This is a genomic window from Serratia sp. LSHTC3 (assembly GCF_057197125.1).
Window position 1 is genome coordinate 150968 of sequence record NZ_JBXUNP010000003.1, and the last position, 12331, is coordinate 163298.

At 57.5% G+C, this 12331-nt stretch carries 10 protein-coding genes and 2 tRNA genes; all 12 read left to right on the forward strand.

Annotation, left to right across the window (positions count from 1 at the left end):
* Nucleotides 1–3 precede the first annotated feature (3 nt).
* The 12 genes from glmM to nlpI all read left to right on the forward strand — a co-directional run bounded on the left by glmM (nt 4) and on the right by nlpI (nt 12307).
* Entirely contained in the window at nt 4–1341 is a 1338-nt protein-coding gene (gene glmM / locus AC2CGI_RS13580; RefSeq protein WP_021504256.1) for a phosphoglucosamine mutase, read from the forward strand.
* Nucleotides 1342–1561: 220 nt separating this feature from the next.
* A complete protein-coding gene (gene secG / locus AC2CGI_RS13585) occupies nt 1562–1897 on the forward strand; it encodes a preprotein translocase subunit SecG (protein ID WP_004933519.1) in 336 nt (111 codons plus the stop codon).
* 69 nt (nt 1898–1966) lie between these two features.
* Nucleotides 1967–2053, forward strand: a tRNA-Leu gene (locus AC2CGI_RS13590).
* Nucleotides 2054–2113: 60 nt separating this feature from the next.
* Nucleotides 2114–2190 (forward strand) — tRNA-Met (locus AC2CGI_RS13595).
* A gap of 217 nt (nt 2191–2407) precedes the next feature.
* Nucleotides 2408–2860: a ribosome maturation factor RimP gene (gene rimP / locus AC2CGI_RS13600; RefSeq protein ID WP_028127574.1), complete on the forward strand. Its 453-nt coding sequence runs from the start codon at nt 2408–2410 to the stop codon at nt 2858–2860.
* 21 nt (nt 2861–2881) lie between these two features.
* Nucleotides 2882–4390 (forward strand): transcription termination factor NusA, encoded by a 1509-nt coding sequence (gene nusA / locus AC2CGI_RS13605; protein ID WP_004933514.1) that lies wholly within the window; start codon nt 2882–2884, stop codon nt 4388–4390.
* Between the two features lie 23 nt (nt 4391–4413).
* Nucleotides 4414–7101, forward strand: a complete 2688-nt coding sequence (infB, locus tag AC2CGI_RS13610; RefSeq protein ID WP_004933511.1) for a translation initiation factor IF-2 — start codon at nt 4414–4416, stop codon at nt 7099–7101.
* Between the two features lie 70 nt (nt 7102–7171).
* Nucleotides 7172–7582, forward strand: coding sequence for a 30S ribosome-binding factor RbfA (rbfA, locus tag AC2CGI_RS13615; protein WP_004933508.1), 411 nt, complete (start codon nt 7172–7174; stop codon nt 7580–7582).
* A complete protein-coding gene (gene truB, locus AC2CGI_RS13620; protein ID WP_004933505.1) occupies nt 7582–8526 on the forward strand; it encodes a tRNA pseudouridine(55) synthase TruB in 945 nt (314 codons plus the stop codon). Before rbfA ends, truB begins: the two co-directional genes overlap by 1 nt.
* Before the next feature lie 124 nt (nt 8527–8650).
* Nucleotides 8651–8920, forward strand: coding sequence for a 30S ribosomal protein S15 (gene rpsO, locus AC2CGI_RS13625; protein WP_004933502.1), 270 nt, complete (start codon nt 8651–8653; stop codon nt 8918–8920).
* 256 nt (nt 8921–9176) lie between these two features.
* Nucleotides 9177–11294 carry a polyribonucleotide nucleotidyltransferase gene (gene pnp, locus AC2CGI_RS13630; RefSeq protein WP_004933498.1) on the forward strand — a complete coding sequence of 706 codons (2118 nt, stop codon included), beginning with the start codon at nt 9177–9179 and terminating at the stop codon, nt 11292–11294.
* Between the two features lie 128 nt (nt 11295–11422).
* Nucleotides 11423–12307, forward strand: coding sequence for a lipoprotein NlpI (nlpI, locus tag AC2CGI_RS13635; RefSeq protein WP_004933495.1), 885 nt, complete (start codon nt 11423–11425; stop codon nt 12305–12307).
* Nucleotides 12308–12331 lie beyond the last annotated feature (24 nt).

Genomic DNA, 12331 nt, shown 5'->3' on the forward strand with positions numbered 1-12331 from the left:
GACATGAGCGAGCGCAAATATTTTGGCACCGACGGCATCCGTGGCAAGGTCGGGGACAGCCCCATCACGCCGGACTTCGTGCTGAAGCTGGGCTGGGCGGCCGGTAAAGTGCTGGCGCGTCACGGTTCCCGCAAGATCATCATCGGTAAGGATACGCGCATCTCCGGCTATATGCTGGAGTCCGCGCTGGAAGCCGGTCTGGCGGCCGCCGGATTGTCCGCCTCCTTCACCGGGCCGATGCCTACGCCGGCGGTGGCTTATTTGACGCGTACCTTCCGCGCCGAAGCGGGCATTGTCATTTCCGCCTCGCATAACCCGTTCTACGACAACGGCATCAAATTCTTCTCGATCGACGGCGCCAAGCTGCCGGACAACGTCGAAGAGGCAATTGAAGCCGAGATGGAAAAACCGCTGACCTGCGTGGAGTCCGCCGAACTGGGTAAAGCCAGCCGCATCATCGACGCCGCCGGCCGCTATATCGAATTCTGCAAAGGCACCTTCCCGAGCGAGCTGAGCCTGAAAGGGCTGAAAATCGTGGTCGACTGCGCCAACGGCGCGACTTACCACATCGCGCCGAGCGTGCTGCGCGAGCTGGGCGCTACGGTGATCGCCATCGGCGTTGAGCCGGACGGCATGAACATCAACGAGAAATGCGGCGCTACCGATGTGCGTCAGCTGCAGGAGCGCGTGCTGCAGGAAAAAGCGCACGTTGGCCTGGCGTTCGACGGCGACGGCGACCGCGTGATGATGGTGGATCACCTGGGCAATAAGGTGGACGGCGATCAGATCCTGTACATCATCGCCCGCGAAGGCCTGCGTCAGGGGCAGCTGCGCGGCGGCGCGGTCGGCACCCTGATGAGCAATATGGGGCTGGAGCTGGCGCTGAAACAGCTGGGCATTCCGTTCGCTCGCGCCAAAGTGGGCGACCGTTACGTGCTGGAGAAGCTGCAGGAGTTAGGCTGGCGCATCGGTGCGGAAAACTCCGGCCATGTGATCTTGCTGGACAAAACCACCACCGGCGACGGCATCGTGGCCGGGTTGCAGGTGCTGACCGCCATGGTGCGCAACCACATGAGCCTGCATGACCTGTGCAGCGGCATGAAGCTGTTGCCGCAGATCCTGGTCAACGTGCGTTTCGCCGGCGATCACAATCCGCTGGAGTCCGAAGCGGTGCGCAAGGTCACCGAGCAGGTGGAAGCCGAGCTGGCCGGCCGCGGCCGGGTGCTGCTGCGCAAATCGGGCACTGAACCGCTGATCCGCGTGATGGTGGAGGGTGAGGACGAGCAGCAGGTGACCGCGCTGGCGCATCGCATCGCCGATGCGGTGAAATCCGCAGGTTAAAACAGACAGTTAGCCGCCGGGCTTGGCATCGCTGAGCCCGAACAGGCGATTGTTGGCGTTTTTTTCCGCAAACGCGCCGGCGGCTGCAAATTGCCCTTGCGCGGGTTGGCGGCTTTGGTTAGTATTCACACCCGCTTCAGTAGGCAGTTTATAAACACGCCTGCTTGATGAGTGTGAAGCATTTGGCATGCGGTGAGGCCGCAAGGATACGGGTACTACTATGTACGAAGCTCTTCTGGTAATTTTCCTGCTGATTTCAATCGGGCTGGTTGCTCTGATTATGTTGCAGCAAGGTAAAGGCGCTGATATGGGAGCCTCTTTCGGAGCAGGTGCATCAGGCACGTTGTTCGGTTCGAGTGGTTCCGGTAACTTTATGACCCGCATGACTGCTGTATTGGCGACGCTGTTCTTCGTCATCAGCCTGATTCTGGGCAACCTCAGCAGCAACCAAAGCAAGAAAGGCAGCGAGTGGGAAAACCTCGGTCAGCCGGTGAAAACTGAGCAGACAACCGCGCCGGCAGCACCTGCCAAGCCGAGCAGCGACATCCCGCAGTAAGCCGCAAAAAGTTTGTAAACGGTGGTTGTGAACTCGAAAGAACAACGGCCGTTAGCAGTAAGAATCAGTACCGAGGTGGTGGAATTGGTAGACACGCTACCTTGAGGTGGTAGTGCCCTAACGGGCTTGTGGGTTCGAGTCCCATCCTCGGTACCAAATCCCAGAGATAACTTGCAATTTTGCGATTATCGGCGTAGTATTTGCCACGTTTTCGGACGCGGGGTGGAGCAGCCTGGTAGCTCGTCGGGCTCATAACCCGAAGGTCGTCGGTTCAAATCCGGCCCCCGCAACCACTTTCCTTTAAGTGTTTATTTTCAAATACACTTTTCGATTGAAATCCGCTTTTCTCGATCAACATTTGAAAATGACACTTGCTCGAAAGTTGTACCGAGGCCGCCTAGCGGCAAACAGGGTCCAGTTGCATAAAGCCCCGATTTTTCGGGGTTTTTTGTTATTTGGCAACAGAATCACTGGGCTATTTAGCCCTTTTTTTATGTCTTGGGGGTGGGCTTGTCCACATTAGAGCAACAGTTAACAGAGATGCTTTCGGCACCCGTAGAAGCGTTGGGCTTTGAGCTTGTAGGCATCGAATTCATTCGTGCGCGCCAATCGACGCTCCGCATCTATATTGATAGTGACAACGGCATCAATGTTGATGATTGCGCTGATGTCAGCCACCAGGTCAGCGCTGTATTGGACGTCGAAGATCCAATCACGGTCGCTTACAACTTGGAAGTCTCCTCTCCTGGCCTTGATCGCCCGATGTTCACCGCAGAGCACTATACGCGTTTCCTCGGTGAAGAAGTCAGCCTGGTCCTGCGCATGGCGGTACAGAACCGTCGCAAGTGGCAGGGTATTATCAAGTCTGTCGAAGGCGAGATGATCACGGTTACTGTGGAAGGGAAAGATGAAGTGTTCGCGCTGAGCAACATCCAGAAAGCGAACCTGGTACCCCACTTTTAAAGTTTGGAAGAGGCAACTAGGATGAACAAAGAGATTCTGGCTGTTGTTGAAGCAGTTTCCAATGAAAAATCCCTTCCGCGCGAGAAGATTTTCGAAGCGCTGGAAACTGCATTAGCCACCGCAACCAAGAAAAAATACGAGCAGGAAATCGACGTGCGCGTCAGCATTGACCGCAGAACCGGCGATTTCGATACCTTCCGCCGTTGGGTCGCCGTAGACGAAGTGACGCAGCCGACGCGTGAAATCACGCTGGAAGCCGCTCAGTTTGAAGATCCGAGCATCGAGCTCGGCGGCTACGTCGAAGATCAGATCGAATCCGTGACCTTCGACCGCATCACCACCCAAACCGCCAAGCAGGTTATCGTGCAGAAAGTGCGCGAGGCCGAGCGCGCGATGGTGGTTGACGCTTTCCGTGAACATGAAGGCGAGATCGTCACCGGCGTGGTGAAGAAAGTGAACCGTGACAGCATCGCGCTGGATCTGGGCAACAACGCCGAAGCGGTGATTGGCCGTGAAGACATGTTGCCGCGCGAAAACTTCCGTCCGGGCGACCGCATTCGCGGCGTACTGTACGCCGTGCGTCCTGAAGCCCGCGGCGCGCAGCTGTTCGTCAGCCGTTCCAGCCCGGAAATGCTGAAAGAACTGTTCCGCATCGAAGTGCCGGAAATCGGCGAAGAAGTGATTGAAATTAAAGCGGCAGCCCGCGATCCTGGCTCCCGTGCGAAAATTGCAGTGAAAACCAACGACAAGCGCATCGACCCGGTCGGCGCCTGCGTAGGTATGCGCGGTGCGCGCGTTCAGGCCGTGTCGAGCGAGCTCGGCGGCGAACGCATCGACATCATCCTGTGGGATGATAATCCAGCGCAATTCGTCATCAACGCCATGGCGCCGGCCGACGTCGCGTCGATCGTGGTAGATGAAGATAACTGCACCATGGATATCGCCGTTGAAGCCAGCAACCTGGCACAGGCGATCGGCCGTAACGGCCAAAACGTGCGTTTGGCTTCCCAGCTGCTGAAACAACACCGCGGCGACGATCGTTGGGAACTGAACGTGATGACGGCGGACGACCTGCAGGCCAAGCACCAGGCCGAGGCTCATGCCGCTATTGATACCTTCACCAAGTATCTTGATATCGACGAAGATTTCGCCACCGTACTGGTTGAAGAAGGCTTCTCCACGCTGGAAGAGCTGGCCTACGTGCCGATCAAAGAGCTGTTGGAAATCGACGGTCTGGATGAAGATACGGTTGAAGCATTGCGCGAACGCGCCAAAGCTGCATTGACCACGCTGGCCCTGGCACAAGAAGAAAGCCTGGGCGACAACAAACCGGCCGACGATTTGCTCAACCTGCCGGGTCTTGAGCGCAGCATGGCCTTTAAACTGGCCGCGCGTGGGGTTTGTACGCTGGAAGATCTTGCCGAGCAGGGTGTTGACGATCTGGCTGATATTGAAGGGCTTAGCGACGAGCAAGCCGGCGAGCTGATCATGGCTGCGCGCAATATCTGTTGGTTTGGCGACAACGCGTAATAACTGTAGCAGGAAGGAACAGCATGACGACAGATGTAACCGTAAAATCGCTGGCAGCAGAGATTCAGACTCCGGTTGATCGCCTGGTACAGCAGTTTGCTGATGCAGGGATCAACAAGTCCGAGTCGGACTCTGTTACCCAGCAAGAAAAAGAAACATTGCTGGCGCACCTGAACCGTGAACACGGCAGCGCGCCGGGTAAACTCACTTTGCAGCGCAAAACGCGCAGCACCTTGAATATCCCGAGCACCGGCGGTAAAAGTAAATCGGTGCAAATTGAGGTCCGCAAGAAACGCACTTATGTAAATCGCGATACGCAGGAAGCCCAGTTGGCTGAAGCGGCAGAGCAGGCACAGCGTGAAGCGGAAGAGCAGGCACGGCGCGAAGCGGAAGAGCTCGCAAAACGCGAAGCGGAAGCGAAGCGCGCAGCCGAAGAGCAAGCCAAACGTGAGGCCGCGGAGATTGCTAAGCGTAATTCAGCGGAAAAAGAAAAAGTGACCAATCAACATACCGACGAAATGACCAAGCCAGCTCAGGCGGAAAAAGCACGCCGTGAAGCCGAAGCCGCTGAACTGAAACGTAAAGCGGAAGAGGAAGTGCGCCGCAAGGTTGAAGAGGAAGCCAAGCGCGTGGCGGAAGAAGCCCGTCGCATGGCCGAAGAGAACGGCGAGAAGTGGGCCCAGGCAGACGCGGCAAGCGCCGCGGTTGAAAGCGCCGACTATCACGTGACCACCTCTCAGCACGCCCGTGCCGCTGAAGATGAAAACGACGCCAAAGTTGAAGGCGATCGTCGCAGCCGCACCCGCGGCGGCAAAGCCACCAAGCAGAAGAAAGGCAACAAGCTGTCCGAATCCAAAGCGGATCGCGAAGAAGCGCGCGCCGTTACCCGTGGTGGTAAAGGCAAACGCAAGCCTAGCGCTCTGCAGCAGGGCTTCAACAAGCCGGCGCAGGTGGTTAACCGCGACGTGGTGATCGGTGAAACCATCACCGTGGCCGAGCTGGCCAACAAGATGGCGGTAAAAGGTTCTCAGGTCATCAAAGTGATGATGAAGCTGGGCGCCATGGCCACCATCAACCAGGTTATCGACCAGGAAACCGCGCAGCTGGTTGCCGAAGAGATGGGCCACAAAGTTATCCTGCGTCGTGAAAACGAGCTGGAAGAAGCGCTGATGAGCGACCGTGATACGGGCGCTGCGGCCGAGCCGCGCGCGCCGGTCGTGACCATCATGGGCCACGTTGACCACGGTAAAACCTCTCTGCTGGACTACATCCGCTCCACCAAAGTGGCGGCGGGCGAAGCCGGCGGCATTACCCAACACATCGGTGCCTACCACGTAGAAACCGAGAACGGCATGATCACCTTCCTGGACACCCCGGGCCACGCCGCGTTTACCTCGATGCGTGCTCGCGGTGCTCAGGCGACTGACATCGTGGTTCTGGTGGTGGCGGCCGACGACGGCGTGATGCCACAAACCATCGAAGCTATCCAGCACGCGAAAGCGGCGCAGGTGCCGTTGGTGGTTGCGGTGAACAAAATCGACAAGCCGGAAGCCGATCCGGACCGCGTTAAGCAGGAACTGTCCCAGTACGGCGTGATGCCGGAAGAGTGGGGCGGCGAAGCGCAGTTCGTCCACGTGTCCGCGAAAGCCGGTACCGGTATCGACGAGCTGCTGCAGGCTATCCTGCTGCAGGCCGAAGTTCTGGAGCTGAAAGCGGTTCGCAGTGGCATGGCGAGCGGCGTAGTGATCGAGTCCTTCCTGGATAAAGGCCGTGGCCCGGTGGCTACCGTGCTGGTTCAGGAAGGTACGCTGAACAAGGGCGACATCGTCCTGTGTGGCTTCGAATACGGCCGTGTGCGTGCGATGCGCGACGAATTGGGCCGTGAAGTGACCTCCGCCGGTCCGTCCATCCCTGTGGAAATCCTGGGTCTGTCCAGCGTGCCTGCAGCGGGTGACGAAGCGACCGTGGTGCGTGACGAGAAGAAAGCGCGTGAAGTGGCGCTGTATCGTCAGGGCAAGTTCCGCGAAGTCAAACTGGCGCGTCAGCAGAAGTCCAAGCTGGAAAACATGTTCGCCAACATGACCGACGGCGAAGTGTCCGAGCTGAACATCGTACTGAAATCCGACGTTCAGGGCTCTTGCGAAGCGATCAGCGACTCGCTGCTGAAACTCTCCACCGACGAAGTGAAGGTGAAGATTGTCGGCTCCGGCGTAGGTGGTATCACCGAAACCGACGCGACGCTGGCGGCGGCTTCCAACGCCATCATCCTGGGCTTCAACGTGCGTGCCGACGCTTCTGCGCGCCGCGTGATCGAAGCGGAAAGCCTGGATCTGCGTTACTACTCCGTGATCTATAACCTGATCGACGAAGTGAAGCAGGCGATGAGCGGCATGCTGGCGCCGGAATACAAGCAGCAGATCATCGGCCTGGCCGAAGTGCGCGACGTGTTCAAATCGCCTAAGTTCGGCGCTATCGCCGGCTGTATGGTTACCGAAGGGACCATCAAGCGTCACAACCCAATCCGCGTACTGCGCGACAACGTGGTTATCTATGAAGGCGAGCTGGAATCCCTGCGCCGCTTCAAAGATGACGTTAACGAAGTCCGTAACGGCATGGAATGTGGTATCGGCGTTAAGAACTATAACGACGTGCGCGTCGGCGACATGATCGAAGTGTTCGAAATCATTGAGATCCAACGCACCATCGCTTAACGATTGCACATCTGCTTATATCTGTTTACGGGGGGCCTTTGTGCCCCCCGATTTGTCTGGAGAATCCAAAATGGCAAAAGAATTCAGCCGCGGTCAACGCGTGGCGCAAGAGATGCAGAAAGAGATTGCGATCATTCTGCAGCGTGAAGTGAAAGATCCGCGCGTCGGCATGGCGACCGTTTCCGGCGTGGAAGTGTCCCGTGACCTGGCGTACGCCAAGGTTTACGTCACCTTCCTGAACGTGCTGACCGAGAACCACGATCCGGATCTGGTCACCAACGGCATCAAAGCGTTGCAGGACGCTTCCGGTTACATCCGCACTCTGCTGGGCAAAGCGATGCGCCTGCGCGTGGTGCCGGAGCTGACCTTCGCCTACGACAACTCCCTGGTGGAAGGCATGCGCATGTCCAACCTGGTGACCAACGTGGTGAAGAACGACGCCGAGCGCCGTTCCGCCTCAGGCGATGACAAGGAGGACTGATGAGTCGCCCTCGTCGCCGCGGCCGTGATATCCACGGCGTGCTGTTGCTGGACAAGCCGCAGGGTTTGTCGTCCAACGATGCGCTGCAAAAAGTAAAGCGCCTGTACAACGCCAACCGAGCGGGTCACACCGGCGCGCTCGATCCGTTGGCGACCGGCATGCTGCCTATCTGCCTGGGCGAAGCGACCAAGTTTTCGCAATATCTGCTCGATTCCGACAAGCGTTATCGGGTGATCGCCAAGCTGGGGCAGCGTACCGATACCTCGGACGCCGACGGTCAGATCGTGCAGGAGCGCCCGGTGAACTTTACCCAGGCGCAGCTCGACGCGGCGCTGGACACCTTCCGCGGTGACATCCAGCAGGTGCCGTCGATGTATTCGGCGCTGAAATACCAGGGCAAGAAACTCTACGAGTATGCGCGCCAGGGGATTGAAGTGCCGCGCGAAGCGCGCAGCATCACGGTGTACGAGCTGCAGTTTATCCGCTGGGAAGGGGATGAGCTGGAGCTGGAGATCCACTGCTCGAAAGGCACCTACATCCGCACCATCACCGACGATCTCGGCGAGCTGCTGGGCTGCGGCGCGCACGTGATCTATCTGCGCCGCCTGCAGGTGGCGACTTACCCGATCGCGCGCATGGTGACGCTGGAACAGCTGAACGCCTTGCTGGCGCAGGCGCAGGAACAGGCGATCGCCCCCGGCGAGCTGCTCGATCCGCTGCTGATGCCGATGGACAGCCCGGTTGAGAACTATCCGGAAGTGAATTTGTTGCCGGTGGTGGCGGGCTACGTCAAGCAGGGGCAGCCGGTGCAGGTGGCCGGCGCGCCGGCCTCCGGCATGGTGCGTATCACCGAGGGTGAAGAGCGGAAATTCATCGGCGTTGGCGACATCGCCGAGGATGGTCGCGTGGCGCCGCGCCGCCTGGTGGTCGAACATTTCGACTGACGGCGGGGCACTGCGTCGCCTTGCGATCGCACTGCGCTAAGAGTAGAATGGCGCAGCTTATGCATTGGGTTGCTGAATTAGAGATCGGCGCCTGTTTTTATTATCTATAATCTGGAGTATTACAATGTCTCTAAGTGTTGAAGCTAAAGCTCAAATCGTAGCTGATTTCGGTCGTGGTACTAACGACAGCGGTTCTACCGAAGTTCAGGTTGCCCTGCTGACTGCGCAGATCAACCATCTGCAAGGCCACTTCTCCGAGCACAAAAAAGATCACCACAGCCGTCGTGGTCTGCTGCGTATGGTTTCTCAGCGTCGTAAGCTGCTGGACTACCTGAAGCGTAAAGATGTAGCACGTTACACCAGCCTGATCGAGCGTCTGGGTCTGCGTCGCTAATCTAGCAAGTTTCAGTGGAAAGGGGCCTATTTTGGCCCCTTTCTTCTAGGAAGCATAAGCAAATCAGGTTAATGTATTACTGATGTTTCCAAACAGGTTCTTCCGTTACAGAGGTTCGCGCGGCTAATGAGAGGCTTTATCTCCCGCCTGAGATAAGGATTGTCATTAGTCGCGAGGATGTAGTGAGAAGGCAAATCGAGTCACAGGCGTGTCGAGTCGTCAATGCGATTGCGCGCCGCTAATCAAGGATATAATTTTGCTGACACCGATCATTCGCAAATTCCAGTATGGCCAGCATACCGTCACCATCGAAACCGGTATGATGGCTCGTCAGGCCACTGCCGCCGTTATGGTGAGCATGGATGACACCGCCGTATTCGTTACCGTCGTTGGCCAGAAAAAAGCCAAGCCGGGCCAGAGCTTCTTCCCGCTGACTGTTAACTACCAAGAGCGTACCTACGCCGCCGGCCGCATCCCGGGCAGCTTCTTCCGTCGCGAAGGCCGTCCGAGCGAAGGCGAGACGCTGACTTCCCGTCTGATCGACCGCCCGATCCGCCCACTGTTCCCGGACAGCTTCCTGAACGAAGTTCAGGTGATCGCGACCGTGGTTTCCGTTAACCCGCAGGTGAACCCGGACATCGTTGCGATGATTGGTGCTTCCGCGGCCCTGAGCCTGTCCGGTATTCCGTTCAACGGCCCAATCGGCGCCGCGCGCGTAGGTTACATCAACGATCAGTACGTGCTGAACCCGACGACCGACGAGCTGAAAGAAAGCCGTCTGGATCTGGTGGTTGCCGGTACTGCCGGTGCGGTGCTGATGGTTGAATCCGAAGCGGACGTGCTGAGCGAAGATCAGATGCTGGGCGCCGTGGTGTTCGGCCACGACCAGCAGCAAGTGGTTATCGAAAATATCAACGCGCTGGTTGCCGAAGCGGGCAAACCGAAGTGGGATTGGCAGGCGCCTGCGGTCAACGAAGCGCTGCACGCGCGCGTGGCTGAACTGGCCGAAGCTCGCCTGGGCGACGCTTACCACATCACCGAAAAACAAGAGCGTTACGCTCAGGTTGACGCGATCAAAGACAGCGTGGTTGAAACCCTGCTGGCGCAGGACGAAACGCTGGACGCCGGTGAGATCCAGGACATCCTGGGCAACCTGGAGAAAAACGTGGTGCGTAGCCGCGTACTGCGTGGCGAGCCGCGTATCGACGGCCGTGAAAAAGACATGATCCGTGGCCTGGACGTGCGCACCGGCGTACTGCCGCGCACCCACGGTTCCGCGCTGTTCACCCGTGGCGAAACTCAGGCGCTGGTTACCGCGACCCTGGGCACCGCGCGCGACGCCCAGAACCTGGACGAGCTGATGGGCGAGAAGACCGACAGCTTCCTGTTCCACTACAACTTCCCTCCGTACTCCGTAGGCGAAACCGGCATGGTCGGTTCTCCTAAGCGTCGTGAAATCGGTCACGGTCGCCTGGCGAAACGCGGCGTATTGGCTATGATGCCTAAACCGGAAGATTTCCCGTACACGGTTCGCGTGGTGTCTGAAATCACCGAATCCAACGGTTCTTCTTCCATGGCTTCCGTGTGCGGCGCGTCTCTGGCGCTGATGGACGCTGGTGTGCCAATCAAGGCTGCCGTTGCGGGTATCGCGATGGGCCTGGTGAAAGAAGCCGACAACTACGTGGTTCTGTCCGACATTCTGGGTGACGAAGATCACCTGGGCGACATGGACTTCAAAGTGGCCGGTAGCCGCGACGGTATCACCGCGCTGCAGATGGACATCAAAATCGAAGGCATCACCCGCGAAATCATGCAGGTGGCTCTGAACCAGGCCAAGGGCGCGCGTCTGCACATCCTGGGCGTAATGGAACAGGCTATCAGCACCCCGCGCGGCGATATCTCCGAATTCGCACCGCGTATTCATACTATCCGCATCAACCCGGATAAAATCAAAGACGTGATCGGTAAGGGCGGTTCCGTTATCCGCGCGCTGACCGAAGAGACTGGCACTACCATCGAAATCGAAGATGATGGTACAGTTAAAATCGCTGCGACCGACGGTGAGAAAGCGAAATTCGCTATCCGTCGCATCGAAGAGATCACGGCAGAGATCGAAGTGGGCCGTATCTACCAGGGCAAAGTGACCCGTATCGTTGATTTCGGCGCATTCGTCGCTATCGGCGGTGGTAAAGAAGGTCTGGTGCACATTTCTCAGATCGCCGACAAGCGCGTTGAGAAAGTGACCGACTATCTGCAGATGGGTCAGGAAGTGCCGGTTAAGGTACTGGAAGTTGACCGTCAGGGCCGCGTGCGTCTGAGCATCAAAGAAGCGATGGCGCCGGAAGCAGGTTCACCTGCGCCTGAAGCAGAATAACTGTATAGATAGTTTTACAGCTCCCCACCACGGGGTTGGGGGCTGTTCGTATCGCGCGGGTAGGATGCCCGCGTTTTAGCAAACGGAGGACAGGACGTTCATCCAATGTTTGTCTTCGGGAGTGGGAAATGAAGCCTTTCTTGCGCTGGTGTTACGTTGCGACAGCACTCATGCTGGCAGGATGCAGCAACCATGATTGGCGTAAAGACGAAGTTTTGGCAATCCCGTTGCAGCCTACGTTGCAGCAGGAAGTGATCCTGGCGCGCATGGAACAAATTCTTGCCAGCCGGGCACTGACGGATGACGAACGCGCACAGCTTTTATATGAGCGCGGTGTGCTGTATGATAGCCTCGGGTTACGTGCATTAGCGCGCAATGATTTCTCGCAGGCGCTGGCGATACGTCCCGACATGCCGGAAGTTTTCAACTACCTGGGCATTTACTTAACGCAGGCAGGCAATTTTGATGCTGCCTATGAAGCGTTTGATTCTGTACTAGAGCTTGATCCAACTTACAATTACGCGCGTTTAAACCGGGGCATCGCACTGTATTATGGCGGCCGCTTCCCGTTGGCGCAGGATGATCTGCAGGCGTTTTATCAAGACGACCCAAACGATCCCTTCCGTTCGTTATGGCTGTATCTGGTGGAGCGAGAAATCGATCCCAAGAAGGCCGAGGTAGCGCTTCAGCAGCGCTATGACAAAGCGGACAGAGGGCAATGGGGATGGAATATTGTCGAATTCTACCTGGGCAAGATCAGCGAAAAAACGCTGATGGAACGCCTCAAGGCAGATGCAACGGATAACACTTCGCTCGCTGAGCATCTCAGTGAAACTGACTTCTATTTGGGTAAACACTACCTGAGTCTGGGGGACAAGGACACCGCTTCGGCGCTGTTCAAACTGACGGTGTCTAACAACGTTCACAACTTCGTTGAGCACCGCTATGCATTGTTGGAATTGGCGCTTTTGGGCCAAGAGCAAGACGACCTATCGGAATCGGACCAGCAATAGCTGACGAACACCTATCAGCCTGAT